General features: G+C 58.2%; 13 protein-coding genes. 7 read left to right on the forward strand and 6 right to left on the reverse strand.

What is annotated here, in order from left to right:
- Position 1 precedes the first annotated feature (1 nt).
- Together OQ273_RS22590 and OQ273_RS22595 are read left to right on the forward strand one after the other, a co-directional pair.
- Entirely contained in the window at positions 2–1,057 is a 1,056-nt protein-coding gene (locus tag OQ273_RS22590) for an adenylate/guanylate cyclase domain-containing protein (RefSeq protein WP_267993371.1), read from the forward strand.
- A gap of 133 nt (positions 1,058–1,190) precedes the next feature.
- Positions 1,191–1,994, forward strand: a complete 804-nt coding sequence (locus OQ273_RS22595; RefSeq protein ID WP_267993372.1) for a hypothetical protein — start codon at positions 1,191–1,193, stop codon at positions 1,992–1,994.
- An 18-nt stretch (positions 1,995–2,012) separates the two neighbouring features.
- Here the strand turns inward: OQ273_RS22595 and OQ273_RS22600 are convergent, their stop codons facing one another.
- Both OQ273_RS22600 and OQ273_RS22605 read right to left on the reverse strand, forming a co-directional pair.
- The gene (locus OQ273_RS22600) at positions 2,013–2,393 is read right to left on the reverse strand and encodes a nuclear transport factor 2 family protein (protein ID WP_267993373.1); all 381 of its coding nucleotides are present in this window, start codon (positions 2,391–2,393) and stop codon (positions 2,013–2,015) included.
- 146 nt (positions 2,394–2,539) lie between these two features.
- Positions 2,540–3,814: an MFS transporter gene (locus OQ273_RS22605; RefSeq protein ID WP_267993374.1), complete on the reverse strand. Its 1,275-nt coding sequence runs from the start codon at positions 3,812–3,814 to the stop codon at positions 2,540–2,542.
- Between the two features lie 146 nt (positions 3,815–3,960).
- On the opposite strand from OQ273_RS22605, the gene OQ273_RS22610 reads away from it, so the two are divergent.
- The gene (locus tag OQ273_RS22610; protein ID WP_267993375.1) at positions 3,961–5,190 is read left to right on the forward strand and encodes a winged helix-turn-helix domain-containing protein; all 1,230 of its coding nucleotides are present in this window, start codon (positions 3,961–3,963) and stop codon (positions 5,188–5,190) included.
- 9 nt (positions 5,191–5,199) lie between these two features.
- Here the strand turns inward: OQ273_RS22610 and OQ273_RS22615 are convergent, their stop codons facing one another.
- The 4 genes from OQ273_RS22615 to OQ273_RS22630 all read right to left on the reverse strand — a co-directional run bounded on the left by OQ273_RS22615 (position 5,200) and on the right by OQ273_RS22630 (position 9,231).
- On the reverse strand, positions 5,200–6,522 hold the full coding sequence (locus OQ273_RS22615) for a TRAP transporter large permease (RefSeq protein WP_267993376.1): 1,323 nt from the start codon (positions 6,520–6,522) through the stop codon (positions 5,200–5,202).
- Complete coding sequence (locus OQ273_RS22620) at positions 6,519–7,049, reverse strand: TRAP transporter small permease (RefSeq protein ID WP_267993377.1); 531 nt, start codon at positions 7,047–7,049, stop codon at positions 6,519–6,521. Before OQ273_RS22620 ends, OQ273_RS22615 begins: the two co-directional genes overlap by 4 nt.
- A gap of 263 nt (positions 7,050–7,312) precedes the next feature.
- Positions 7,313–8,362 carry a TRAP transporter substrate-binding protein gene (locus OQ273_RS22625; RefSeq protein ID WP_267993378.1) on the reverse strand — a complete coding sequence of 350 codons (1,050 nt, stop codon included), beginning with the start codon at positions 8,360–8,362 and terminating at the stop codon, positions 7,313–7,315.
- Between the two features lie 410 nt (positions 8,363–8,772).
- Positions 8,773–9,231 (reverse strand): Lrp/AsnC family transcriptional regulator, encoded by a 459-nt coding sequence (locus OQ273_RS22630; protein WP_267993379.1) that lies wholly within the window; start codon positions 9,229–9,231, stop codon positions 8,773–8,775.
- A gap of 132 nt (positions 9,232–9,363) precedes the next feature.
- Here OQ273_RS22630 and hppD point away from each other — a divergent pair, with 132 nt between their 5' ends.
- The 4 genes from hppD to OQ273_RS22650 all read left to right on the forward strand — a co-directional run bounded on the left by hppD (position 9,364) and on the right by OQ273_RS22650 (position 14,019).
- The gene (gene hppD, locus OQ273_RS22635; RefSeq protein ID WP_267993380.1) at positions 9,364–10,476 is read left to right on the forward strand and encodes a 4-hydroxyphenylpyruvate dioxygenase; all 1,113 of its coding nucleotides are present in this window, start codon (positions 9,364–9,366) and stop codon (positions 10,474–10,476) included.
- A gap of 166 nt (positions 10,477–10,642) precedes the next feature.
- Positions 10,643–11,398, forward strand: a complete 756-nt coding sequence (locus OQ273_RS22640; RefSeq protein WP_267993381.1) for a response regulator transcription factor — start codon at positions 10,643–10,645, stop codon at positions 11,396–11,398.
- A gap of 59 nt (positions 11,399–11,457) precedes the next feature.
- Positions 11,458–12,846, forward strand: a complete 1,389-nt coding sequence (iaaH, locus tag OQ273_RS22645; protein WP_267993382.1) for an indoleacetamide hydrolase — start codon at positions 11,458–11,460, stop codon at positions 12,844–12,846.
- A 24-nt stretch (positions 12,847–12,870) separates the two neighbouring features.
- Positions 12,871–14,019, forward strand: coding sequence for a substrate-binding domain-containing protein (locus OQ273_RS22650; RefSeq protein WP_267993383.1), 1,149 nt, complete (start codon positions 12,871–12,873; stop codon positions 14,017–14,019).
- Positions 14,020–14,026 lie beyond the last annotated feature (7 nt).

Consider the following 14,026-nt stretch of genomic DNA (forward strand, 5'->3'; position numbering starts at 1 on the left):
GATGTCCATCGAAACCATAAATGAACAGTTGCTACGTGCCATCGGTGTCGGAGTGGCTCTTCTGGACGGCAACAGTTTCAATTTTCGTTTTCACAACGACACGTTCGAGGAATGGTTCGGCAAACCCGAGGCGGATGCGCGGCTGGGCGATGTTTTCAGCGAGCTGGATATTGACGCGTTGCGCAAGGGCCTGAAGGAGAACGGCGGCTATACCGGCGAAACCCGGTTCAAGAAAAAGCGCCGAACGATGGCGGTTGCGCTGGATTTTACTCTGACCGAAGAGGGCGGCCAGGAGATTGCCGTCCTGGTGTGCCAGAACATAACCCGCATCCGCGAGCTGGAATCGATGATCGATTCCTATTCCATGATGGTCGAGCGCAACAATCGGGAATTGAAGCGCGAAAAGGAGCAGGTGGAAAAGCTGCTTTTGAACATCATGCCGCGGGCCGTCTATGAAGAATTCAAGACCTTTGGCGTCGTGACACCGCAGCTCTACGACCCTGTGTCCGTCCTGATGCTCGATTTTGTCGGCTTCACCGATATGGTCGCGTCCGCCGATCCAAGTGTGACGGTGACGGAACTCAACGACATCTACAGCGCCTTTGACCGGATCGGCGAGCAGTTCGGCTGCGAGCGGATCAAGACGATCGGCGATGCCTATATCACTGTCGCCGGCCTTCCCGATCCGACACCCGATCATTCAAAGGCCGCCGCCAATGCCGCGATCCGGTTTATCCGTTACCTGGAACGGCGCAATTCGTCTCACCCGAACCAGTGGCGTTGCCGTATCGGCCTTGCGACCGGCGCGGTGGTCGGCTCTGTCGTCGGCATCCAGAAATATGTCTATGATATTTTCGGCCCGGCAGTGAACCTTGCAACACGGCTGCAGGAGTTTTCCGAACCGATGCAGATCAGCGTTCAGGACGAAATGGCGGCTACGTTGCGCGAGCACTTTGAGCTTGCCAATCTCGGATCGCGCGATATCCGCGGTTTCGGCCAGAAGGATGTGTGGCATTTGCTTGATACGGCCAAGACCATGAAAAAGGCCGGCAAATAGGGATGACGGCCCGGGCGCGTTTGAACTCTGTGTTTCGCGTACATGGCAACTTAAAAGGGTTTTCAATAATCTTTCGGTAAGACTCTTGGCCTAATTCTGATGCAACTTAATGTTGTGCGGTTGGATTCGGGCGATGGAAGACCAGCAGTTTCGCAAGTCTGTCCTTGTGTGGACCAGTCTGCTCGTCCTTGTCCTTCTCCTCCATCCTTACATTGCCGCCGCCCCGGACCATGCATCGATCTGCGGATCGTTCGTCCGCACCTGTCGATCGGCTGGAGAGGTCATCGCCATGTTCGGACGACCGGTGGCGGTCTTCCTGATCGGCTCTTTCCTTCTGCGTGCCGTCTTTTTTCGAGTACGCTGGCTTGAGATCAGCATGGGCTGGGCAATCCTGGCGCTGCTCTGGCTCCTGGGTTCTGCCCCGTTTCTGATTGGTACGTTTATCGTGCCCGGAGCGAACATAGCGCTTGGAAATGCGCCCGTCGCGGTACCGACCTTGCTGTTGTTCTTTGTGGCGTTGATCGGCTTTCTGGCCTTTGTCGAATTTCCTTTCGCGCGACATCTGGATGCCATGGGTCATGTCGCCTGGGTGACGGCATTTGTGGTCGCCTGTCATGCAACCCTGTTACTGGCGGGTTCCATTTTTACCGGATTGACGCTCATACCCTATATGGCCGGCCTGATAGGCGTCTCCGGTCTGGCCGGCCTCTCACAGATCAAGCTCTACTTCGTTTATCTCGCGCAAGCGCTGTTGTTTGGCTTGCCCTTCAAGCTCTTTATCCTGATCGATCTGGCGGTTTTTACCGCCGCCCTGATCTTCGTCCTCGCGCGGCAGGGAGGCGAAAGCAAGTCTGTCCAGGTTTCAGGCGTTCCAAGCCGCTGGGACAATCCGGACGGTCAGGCAAGAAGCAGCTTTGGACGGCTCGGCGAGGGCTGATGACCCGGTTGCCAATGGTCAGTACTCCATGAACTCCGTTGCCTTGCCGTTTTTGAACAGCCACAGGTCAATCTTGGGGCCTCGGACTTTTCGGCCGGTCTGACGGTGAGTGAATGAACATTCCCCGAGCGCTATGACCCGCTCGCCACGGGCGATGAATTCGTTGACGCGGAAGAAGTCCATGGACCATTCACTGGCCAGCTCTTCGTAGTGTTTGATGACTTCCTGCTTCGGTGCGCGCTGGCGTGTGAAAACCAGTTCCGGCATCGCCTCCATGGACGAGCCCCAATCCAGCCGATCGGCAAATACGTCCGACCAGACCCTGGTGTCACCCCCGGTTTCGTGCCACGCATTGTAGGCGTTGCGCAGAATCTCTACGTTGATTTCTTCTTCAGCCATGGAATCCGCCCTGCGAAGGTTTTTTCACCAGCAGGTTTCAAAACAAAAAAACCAAAGTCTGTGTGATAACTCACACAAACGGAAAAAACCGAGCGGTTACGTTGCCTGGCCCGACCGAAATCAACGGATTGGCCGCAAAGCGGGCCTCAGGCGCCCGTCTTTTGTGCCTTTGGAAAGCGAAGTGCGGCCGCTGCGTAAATCAATAATGCTGCGCAGCCCGCAGCAGCGCAAAAAAACGGGATGCGCAAGGCCATGTCCCGGCCCAGCCCGGGCTCAACCATCGTTACGATCACGCCGCCCGCCACCGCGCCAAGCGGCATCATACCCCAGCCGAAGAACCGGTAAATGCTGTTGACCCGGCCGAGCAGGTCCTCGGGGATGGTACGCTGCCTGTAGGAGACCGTGACAACGTTCCACAAGAGTGCCGCGAACATCTCGACGAAGAGTGCAAGAGCGACGACGGTCGGCGATGCGGTAAGGGCAATCGCCAGATAGGGGAGCGGGAAAATCGCAAGCGCGGCAAAAAGGCTGTTCCTGCCTCCGATGCGTGACGCAAGTGCCGGGCAGACCAATCCGCCGATGACGCCGCCGGCCGCCCCCGCCGTCAGCAGGACCCCATAGCCGAAGGCGGAGAGGCCAAGACTTTCCTGCACGAACAGGACCATGATCGCCAGCGTCATCGTGTGGAGGGCATTGAGAAGGCCGAGCATGACGGCCAGCCTGAAAATCAGCCGGTGGGCGAAGATCCATGACAGGCCGGCCTTCAGATCGGTCCAGAATTTCTGCCGCACGCGTGTGGCGGTGCGGGCGGGAAAGCCGATCTGCCAAAGGCACCAGGCCGACAGGGCAAACATGACCGCGTCAAAACCGAAGGGTGCCGGAACCGCCAGGGCAATCAGCAGTCCGGCGAGCGGCGGGCCGATGAAGGAGCCCATTACCTGTTCGATGCTCCAGATCTGGCCATTCGCCTGCTCCAGTTGGCGCGACTCAACCAGTTGCGGCAGAACCGTCTGCGCAGTGTTGTCGCGAAAAACCTCAGCCGTGCCGAGCAGGAAGGCCAGGATCCCCAGCGCCAGGATAAAGACGCTTTGCAGGCCGGAGCCGTCAGGCAGGGGCAAGGATGGGGAACTCAGGATCAGCCCGACAACGCCTAGGCTGAGGAACAGGCGCGCCATATCGGCACGGACCATCAGCTTTTGCCGGTTTGCCCGATCGGTAACGACCCCGACGGGCAATGCCAGCAGGAACCAGGGCAACCGCGTGGCGAAAGCGACAAATGAGATATGGAGCGGATCCCGGCTGATCATTGTTGCCAGCCAGGGAAATGCCAGGGCGGCCACGCCGTCACCCAGATTGGACAGGGCGCTGCCAGAAAACAGAAGCCGGTAGTTCCGGTTGTGTCGAAGCAATCGTGTGTTCACGGACGACCTGTCCTATCGGATTGGTGGGCCACTGATCGTGATTGAGCCTATGTCATCGACAACCATATGCAAGGACCCTTTCATCCGGCGGCAAAGCGGGTTAAGAATGTTCATGGTTTGTTTTCAAATGGCTTGGGAGGCGGCGGGTGTCTGATAGCAGTGGCAAGGCGTTGTTGCGTGTGTCCAATGCGACGGCACGCGGGCTGTTTCTGGAGCGCCACGGCCTTTGCGACGACCCGTCGCGGAAAATCGGCAAAGGCGATTTGCAGGCGCTGATCGAACGGCTCGGCTTCGTTCAGGTGGACAGTATCAACACCGTTGCGCGGGCGCATGATCTTATCCTTTTTTCCCGCCGGCAGGGCTACCGGCCAAAACAGCTGAAAGCTTTGCTGGAAAAGGAACGCTCGCTGTTTGAACATTGGACGCATGATGCCTCGGTCATCCCGACGCAGTTCTATCCCTATTGGGAATTGCGGTTCGACCGATACCGGGAGCGGCTGATCAAGCGCTGGCGCGAATGGCGGCGGGACGGGTTCGAAGAAAAAATCGATGATGTGCTTGCGCATATCGCGCAGAACGGGCCCGCCATGTCACGGGAGATGGGAGGAGACGAAAAGAAGAACAGCGGCGGCTGGTGGGACTGGCACCCTTCCAAAACGGCGCTGGAGTATCTGTGGCGCACCGGACAACTCGCCGTTTGCCGCAGGGACGGTTTTCAGAAAGTCTATGATCTGTGTGAGCGGGTGATTGCCGAAGAACACCGCTCGGACCGCTACAGCGTGGAGGAAACAGTCGACTGGGCCTGTTCCAGCGCATTGGACCGCCTCGGATTTGCGACATCGGGAGAGATCGCCGCCTTTTGGGAGGGCATCACGCCGGCGGAGGCAAAAATGTGGTGTGCGGAACGGCTTGGCAGCGAGCTGATTGAAATCGAAATCGAGACGGCGCAGGGCGGGCGGCCGCACCGGGTGTTTGCCCGAGCTGATATCGAGACACATCTGGAGGCGGTTGCCGACGCACCCAGCCGTCTCCGGGTGCTCAGCCCCTTCGATCCCGCCATCCGTGACCGCAAGCGCGCCGAGCGGCTCTTCGGGTTCAACTACCGCATCGAAGTGTTCGTGCCGGAGCCGAAGCGCCGATACGGCTATTATGTCTTCCCGCTGCTTGAAGGAGACCGGCTGATCGGGCGCATCGATATGAAATGCCGCCGCGATACAGGCGTCCTTGATGTCACGGCCCTTTGGCCGGAGCCGAAGGTCAAGCTCGGGCGCGGGCGTCTTGCCCGTCTTGAGGCGGAACTCGACCGGATCCGGCGCTTTACCGGCTGCGAACGGGTGGACTATGCCGACGGATGGATTCGTGACCCGCTGCCTTAGCCGCCCGCACTAATAGAGCCAGCGCACAAGCCCGAGCGTGATGAACGGGAACAGCGCCAGGATGACAACCCGCAGCAGATCGGTGGCAACAAAGGGAAAGACGCCGCGATAGGTCTGGCTGAGCGGAACGTCGGGCGCCATGGAGTTGATGACAAAGAGGTTCATGCCCACCGGTGGCGTTATCAGCCCGACTTCGACGACGATCAGCACGAGGATGCCGAACCACAGGGCGAATTCTTCCGGCGAAAGTCCGAAGTCGAGACCAATCACGATCGGAAAGAAGATTGGAACCGTCAGCAGGATCATCGACAGCGAATCCATGACGCAGCCAAAAATCAGATACAGAAGAAGGATGATCGACAGGATCAGCCAGGGAGAAAGCCCCTGTTCTGTGACGTAAAGCGCTGCTTCCTGAGGCAACTGCGAAAGTGCCAGAAAGCCGTTATATATCGCAGCGCCCAGGATAATCAGGAAGATCATGCCGGTGGAATTGGCCGTATCGAGGATTGATGATTTAAGCGTCGACCATGTCAGCCCGCCATTGACCAATGCGATGAGGCCGGTGCCGGCTGCTCCGACAGCGGCAGCCTCGGTCGGAGTGAAGATACCCATATAGATGCCACCGACCACGAGCAGGAAGACGGCGAGAACCGGCCAGACCGCCAGCAGGGCGCGAAAGCGCTCGGCATAGGGCACGCGCTCGCGGGTGCCGGCCGAATTCGGCCGGATACGCACGTAGATCGAAATGGCGAGCATATAGCCGAGTGCTGCAAGGATGCCCGGGACAACAGCTGCGACAAAGAGCTTGGCGATGTTCTGCTCTGTGAGGATTGCGTAGATCACCAGGACCACCGAGGGCGGTATGAGAATGCCGAGCGTTCCGCCGGCTGCGAGCGTGCCGGTCGCGAGCGGGCCGGAGAAGCCGTAGCGTTTGAGTTCCGGAAGGGCGACCTGACCCATTGTGGCGGCCGTTGCGAGAGAGGACCCGCATATGGACCCGAAGCCGGCGCAGGCGCCGACGGCAGCCATTGCGACACCGCCGCGCCGATGACCTAGCCATGTCTCTGCCGCCTTGAAGAGCGCCGTCGACATGCCGCCCAGCCGGGCAAACTGGCCCATCAGAAGAAACAGCGGCACGATGGAGAGCGAATAGCTGGAGAAGGTTCCGTAGGTCTGGTTCTTCAATTGCCCGAAGATCATCAGGAAGGAACCGTTGATCATGTAGCTTCCGAGCACGCCGACGGCCAGCATGGCAAGGCCGATCGGAATGCGAAGAAAAATCAGAAGAAGCAGAACTGGAAACGACCAGATGCCGATCTCGAGATTGCTCACGACAATTCTCCGCCGATCACCACACTGGAACCTGTCCGGTACTCACGGATGCTGCGCCAGAAACACCATGCCGCGACGATCACAAAAACCACGGCACCGAAGAGGCCGGCCGCATAGGCCCACCAGATGGGAAACTGCAGGATGAACGTCGTTTCGCTGTAATTGTACTTGTCGATGGTGCCGAGCCAGTGGCGCCAGCAGATCAGAGCGGCAAACAGCAGCATGAGGAAATTGGCAACCATCTCGATGAGGCGATTGAGATTGTCGCTGAAATGCATGGTGAGGATTTCAACGACGGCGTTGCCGCGCCGCAAATGACACCAGGGCAGGAAGGCGAAGACGGCAAATGCCGTTCCGGCTTCCACCAGTTCAAAATCGCCGGGAACAGGAGCAAGGCCGGCAAATACGAGTGCGCGTCCGGTCACGGAGATTACCGTAACGATGATCAGTGCGGTCAGGACCAGACCGCCGGCAAGGGCCGTCAGGCGTGCAAGAGCCTGGATCCAGCGTTCAATTCGCTCCGACATTTTCGTATCCCATCCGGCTTGTGCCGCCCCTCTTGACGCGGCCAGCTATCATCACTTTGCGTTCCGCCTGTCATTTATCGCGCTGTTGGCGGGCCGTGACAATGCTGCGATCCGGTTATCCAATGGCTGGTCCGGCATGGCCATGTGTCCTGTTCCGGACGCAATGGTCGGATCCGTGCCGGCGCAAGCCGCCTCAAATGGTCCTGGTGGTTGAAGTATGGCGGAACGGGCGGTCAGGTGTCTGACCGCCCGTTCGTTCGCACCTAGTTTGTGTTCTTGTCGATCGCCGCTTTGGCGCGGTCATAAAGATCGCGGGCATCGATGCCCTTGGCATCCATTTCGGCAATCCAATTGTCGATGACCGGCTGAGCCGCCGCCTTCCAGCGCGCCACTTCGGCATCGTCCAGAACGATGATGGCGTTACCGGCCTTTTCAGCGATTTCGCGGCCCGGCGCGTCGAATTCCTGCATGGTGCGGCCGGCGAAGGCCGAGAATTCCAGTCCGGAATTGTCATCGATCACTTTCTTCAGATCATCCGGCAGGCTGTCATATTTCGCCTTGTTCATGGCAAGGACGAAGACGGCCGTATAAAGCGCCCGGTCGCCGGAGAACTCCGTATGCGTGCTGACGAGTTCCGGAATCTTCAGGGCAGGCGTTACCTCCCACGGGATAACGGTACCGTCGATCACACCCTTTGAGAGCGCTTCGGGAATGGCGGGAACGGGCATGCCGACAGGCGTGGCGCCCATTTCGGACAGAAGCCCGTTGATGACCCTGGTCGGACCGCGCAGCTTTTTACCCTGCATATCCTCAAGCTTGGTTACGCCGTCCCCTTGCACGTGGAACATGCCGGGACCGTGCATCCAGGTGCCGAGGATTTTGAAATCCTTGAAATCCGTGTCCTTCATGTCGGACTCGAATATCTCCCAATAGGCCCGCGATCCGGCCTCTGCATTGGTCATCATGAAAGGCAGTTCAAAAACCTCGGCCCGTGGGAAACGACCGGGCGAATAGCCGGGCAGCGTCCAGACAATATCGACGACCCCGTCGCGGGCCTGGTCGATAAGCTGAGGCGGCGTTCCACCGAGAGCCATGGCGCTGAAAACATCAACCTTGATGCGTCCGTCGGAAGCTTTCTCAATGCTCTCGGCCCAGGGCATCAGAACATTTTTCGGCACATTGGCCTGCGGCGGCAGGAACTGGTGCAAGCGCAGCGTTACTTCCTGCGCCATTGAAGGCAGCATGCTTGCTCCGAGCCCCGCTGCGACAACCGCGGCTGCCGCAAATGATTTCATCAGTGTGCGTTTCTTCATCAGTATCCTCCCTGAAATCCCGAAACGAGTTGGGTCCTATGGTTTGGCGGCCCCGCAAAAGCGATGACCGAAATCTGGTGTTTCATTTTTCTCCGCCTGCTTTCTGCACGCATCCCGATGTGCATGAAAGCAGTTTCAATGGTGGAGGTAAAATGAAAAGTAGCTGCTCATCCATATCTGGTCTGATATGGATTGTCGCCGTCAAACGGCCTGGCCGGACGGCTCGCTCGTGTTTTGAAATACCCCTTTTAACTCCTGCGGGCTTTGCGCCGTTTTCTTCATGAGTGCCTTCGGGTTTGATCCTGCAGGCGGCGGCATTGAAATGGCTTATTTTTGTAACTGTCTAGAGCGAATCCGGAGCGGATTGCCGCAATTGCAGCCGGACCGGCGCGAAGACGTTGTTTCACCGGCTAATTCAACGGTAAAGCGTGCGTGTCCTTGATCGTTTCAAGAACAATGGCCGATTTGACATGTCTGACCGATTCATGCGGCAAGAGGATATCGTTGACGAATCCTGACAGGGCCTTGAGATCCGCGGTCACGACCTTGAGCATATAATCCATCTCGCCGGTCAGTGTGTGGGCCTCCAATACTTCAGGAAGCCGGTTGACGAGCTCGGCGAATTGTCTGGCGTTGTCGCGGTTGTGGGTGTCCAGGGTCACGGTGATGATATTGACGATCCCAAGATTGAGCCGCATGCGGTCGAGGCTGGCGAAATAGCCGCGGATATATCCTTCCTCTTCAAGCCGCATGCGCCTCCGGGAACATTGCGAAGGGGAGAGATTCACGCGCTCCGACAGTTCACCATTGGTCAGGCGTGCATCATTCTGGAGTTCATCGAGAATTCTCCGGTCAAACTGATCAAGCATAATTCGTGCGCCATTTAATCATCGTGTGCATGTTCTGTGCGAATAATTATGAAATTCAGTCTGTTTTGCAACCTTTGTGCGGAGATTTTGCGCGATAATGGCGTCAATATAACACAGATGAGGAGTGCTCCCATGGGTCCGTTTCCGCATAATGCGCCGCCCGCCAAAATCGATGAGAACAACCCGGCAGGTACAGATGGTTTCGAATTTGTAGAGTTTGCTCACCCGGAGCCGGAAAAGCTCGAGGAACTGTTTTCACGCATGGGATTTGCGCCCGTCGCACGGCACAAAAATAAGAACATCACTGTCTGGCGTCAGGGCGATGTCAATTACATCCTGAATGCACAAAAAGGGTCCTTTGCCGACCGGTTCATTGATCTGCACGGACCTTGCGCGCCGTCCATGGCCTGGCGGGTTGTTGATGCCGATCACGCGTTCCGGCACGCCGTGTCCAAGGGCGCGACGCCTTACGAAGGCGACGACAAGGCGCTTGATGCGCCAGCCATCGTCGGCATCGGCGGGTCGCTGCTTTATTTCATCGATACCTATGGCGAAAAAGGCTCTCCCTATGAGGGCGAGTTTGAGTGGCTGGGCAAAAAGGACCCGAAGCCCGAAGGTGTCGGCTTCTATTACCTTGACCACCTCACCCACAATGTCTTTCGCGGCAATATGGACAAATGGTGGGACTTTTACCGCGAGATGTTCGGCTTCAAGCAGATCCATTTCTTCGATATCGAAGGAAAGATGACCGGCCTTGTCTCCCGTGCGATCACCAGCCCTTGCGACAAAATCCGCATCCCGCTCAACGAGTCGACCGACGACAAGAGCCAGATCGAGGAATTCCTGCGCAAGTATAAGGGTGAAGGCATTCAGCACATCGCCGTCGGTACCGAGAGTATTTACGATGCGACCGACAAGCTTGCCGCGAACGGGCTCAAATTCATGCCAGGCCCTCCGCAGACCTATTACGAGAAATCACAGGAACGGGTGAACGGCCACGACGAGCCGCTGGACCGGATGGCCAAACACGGCATTCTGATCGACGGCGAAGGTGTGGTCGACGGCGGCATGACCAAGATCCTGCTGCAGATTTTTTCCAAGACCGTTATCGGGCCGATCTTCTTCGAGTTCATCCAGCGCAAGGGCGACGAGGGCTTCGGTGAGGGCAATTTCCGCGCCCTGTTCGAATCGATTGAGGAAGACCAGATCCGACGTGGCGAACTCACGGTCGACGCCGCCGAATAGGTTATACAGTTTCCGAAAAACGCACCCCGCCGCCATCCCGACGGCGGGGTTTTTTGTTGCCTCAAAAGATCGCTGGTTTGGGGCACGTGTGGCGGTGAGTCGTCAAACGCTTCTTGTTTGGTTATGGTTTGAGGGTCCCGGACAAGGAGACAGGGAGGGCCTTTGCATGAATTTGACCAGTCATGAAGCAAATCTGGTCTTTTCCATCATGCGCGATTTGAGCGGCGACTATGATCATGTCGAAGTGCGCCAGCGGGTCGGGCAACGGCTGCTTGAGCTTTTGCGGGCGGATTATTTTGCCTCATATATCTGGGACGAAAACACCAAGACGTTCGTTTCGGCGGTCCAGGTCAATATGAGCTGGGACAATCTGGAGCGGTACGAGAACTATTACCAGTTCCGCGATCCGATCACTCCGACGCTGCAAAGACGGCGCAAGGCAACGCCGGTCAGCCAGATTATGCGGCACGAAAAACTGGTGCGGACCGAATTCTTCAACGACTTCCTGAAACGGGACGGGCTTTGCTACGGGATGAATTATTTCGCCTATGACCGCGGCGCCAATATCGGCGACATGCGGATCTGGCGCGGTGAGCGCGGCGAGGACTTTACCGAGCGCGACGCCTTTATTGTCGATGCCATTGGTCCCAGTTTCGTCAATGCCTTGATCCGTGCACAGAAATTCGGCTCCAAGTCCCAGGCTCTGCGGTTTTGCGAGTTGAGGGACCGGTTGAACTTCACGGCCCGTGAGGCGGAAATCGCGGATATGCTGGTCATCGGATCCACCGATGAGGAGATCTGCGAAAAACTGCTGATCTCAAAGCCGACGTTGAGAACACATATCAGCGCGATTTTCCGTAAATCGGGCCTCAATCGCCGCACGCAACTGGCGCAATATCTGGCAGACCAAAATCATCATTAGTGATGATGCCGCCCGTTTGGCATCTTAGCTAGGCTTCCTTCTCGTCATAGGAGGAAGATATGGCACGATCGTCTGAAATCGGCGCCGCCGAACTGTTGCGCCGCCTCGATGCCGGGCAGATTTCCGCGCAGGAATACGCTCAGGAGATTGTCAGGAGCTGCCGGGAACTGGCCGAGCTGAACGCTGTGTCTTTCTTCGACCCGGACCTGCTTGCGGAGTTTGCGCGCGGCGCGGACGAAAAACGCTCGAAGGGCGAAGGCGGTCGGCTTTGCGGACTACCGCTGATTGTCAAGGACAACATCAATACCACCGCCTATCCGACGACGGGCGGCACCGGCGCCCTTCAGAACTGTACCCCCGAGACCAATGCCGGTGTGATTTCACGGCTGCTTGGTGAAGACGCAATCATCGGCGCCAAGTCGGGCATGCACGAACTGGCCTTCGGCATCACGTCGAACAATGCCGTGACGGGAGCGGTGCGCAACCCGCATGACACTTCGAAGATACCGGGCGGTTCCTCCGGCGGAACCGCTGCCGCCGTTGCAGCAGGCATGTTTCCGGCCGGGCTTGGGACCGATACCGGTGGCTCTTGCAGAATTCCGGCGGCGCTTTGCGGCGTTGTCGGCTTTCGGCCCACGCACGGACGATATGCCGGTGACGGTATTGTTCCCATATCCCATACGCGCGACACGGCCGGGCCGCTGGCGCGATGTGTTGAAGACATATCCCTGCTCGATGGCGTGTTGAGCGGTGAGGAGGTGAAGACCGCGCAGGTCAATCCGGCCGACATGCGGCTTGGCGTTCCCGCCGAGGTTTTTTTCGACAATCTCGAGCCGGAGGTAGAGGCTGGTGTACAGGAAAGCCTTCGCGCCCTGGAGAAGGCCGGCGCAACGCTGGTTGATGTATCCTTCGCCGATATCTGGTCACACAATGAAGCCTTCAGTTTTCCCGTGGTCTTCTACGAGGTGATGCGCGACCTGCCGGCCTATCTTCAAAAACATGCTCCGCATGTGACACTCGGTTCCCTGGTCGAGCAGATCGGCTCGCCGGATGTGGCCGGTGCGATCGGCAGCCAGCTCGGCGAAGATGCAATGCCACAAGAGGCCTATCGCGCCGCGATGGACGTTCACCGCCCGGCCATGCGGAAGATCTACGAAGATGTCTTCAGGACGTCCGGGCTTGCTGCGATCGTCTTTCCCACCACGCCGCTTCGCGCGCGCGACATCGGTCTGGACGAGACCGTAGAACTCAATGGCGCGCAGGTCCCGACATTTCCCACCTACATCCGCAATACCGATCTTGGCTCCAATCTCGGCGTGCCCGGGATTTCATTGCCTTGCCGGAGCGTTGCCGGCCTTCCGGTCGGGATCGAGTTTGACGGGATGGCGGGAGCCGATGCCGGTCTGCTTTCGCTCGCCCGGGCTGCGGAAGCAGTGCTCTCACAATAACCAGGGGAACAGGAGGAATACGACATGACATCAACAATAATCAAAACCGTACTTGCAGCCGCGCTGGCGACAACAGCGCTGGCGGGAGCCGCCCTTGCCGACATCAAGGTCGGTGTGCTTGTGCCGGATTCGGGGCCGGGTGGCCTTTTTGGTCCGTCTTCCAGAAATTCGGCAATGTTGGCCGCCAAGGAAATCAATGCCGCCGGCGGCATTAATGGCGAGAAAATCGAACTGGTCTTTGCGGATGTGGGTGTACCGCCGGCGGAAGCCGCGCAGGCCGCGCTCAAATTGTGGAAGGGCGAGGGTGTCGAGGCCTTTGTCGGTATGCACGATTCAGCCGTCCGTTCGGCGCTGATGGGGCTATTCAAGGGTCAGGTTCCCTATGTCTACACGCCCGTTTACGAAGGCAATGCCTGCGGCGACGGCCTTTATGTGACCGGCGAGACACCCAGCCAGCAGCTTGCGCCGGTCATTCCGCATCTGATGGAAGAGAAGGGAGCCAGCAAATGGTATCTGATCGGCCACGACTATAACTGGCCGCGCGACACCAATGCGCTGGCCAAAACCTATATCGCCGAGGCGGGCGGTGAAGTGGTGGGAGAAGAGTATCTTCCCTTCACTGTTTCCGATTTCGACTCCTCGCTGCAGAAGATCAAGGAAAGCGGCGCGGACGGGGTGCTGATCACGCTGGTCGGCGGCGGCTCCGTTGGCTTTAACGTGGCGTTTGCCGGTTTCGGCCTCGACAAGCAGGCGATACGGCTTGGAACACTGATCGAAGAAAACACACTTGCCGGTATCGGCGCGGCGAATGCAGACGGGCTCTATTCGTCAGCCGGCTACTTTGCTTCGATCGACACGGATACCGCTAGGGATTTCGCCGCGGCTTATGCCAGCGAGTTTGGCGATGATGCCGCGCCGCTCAATACGCTGGGCCAATCGGCCTATGATGGGCTGAAACTTCTGGCCGCCATCGCCGACAAGGCCGGCAGTCTGGATGTTGCGGCCATGGATGCGGCAGCTGAGGGGACGACGTATAGCTCGCCACGCGGTGAAGGCATGTTGAAGGGCGGCCACGTCACCCAGACCATTTACCTGGCTGAGGGAACAGGCGGTTCGTTCAATGTCGTCCGGTCCTTTCCGGGCGTGGCGACGTCCGAAGGGTGTTCGAACTAGAGCCCTG

It is taken from the genome of Hoeflea prorocentri, assembly GCF_027944115.1.
GTDB classification, from domain to species: domain Bacteria; phylum Pseudomonadota; class Alphaproteobacteria; order Rhizobiales; family Rhizobiaceae; genus Hoeflea_A; species Hoeflea_A prorocentri.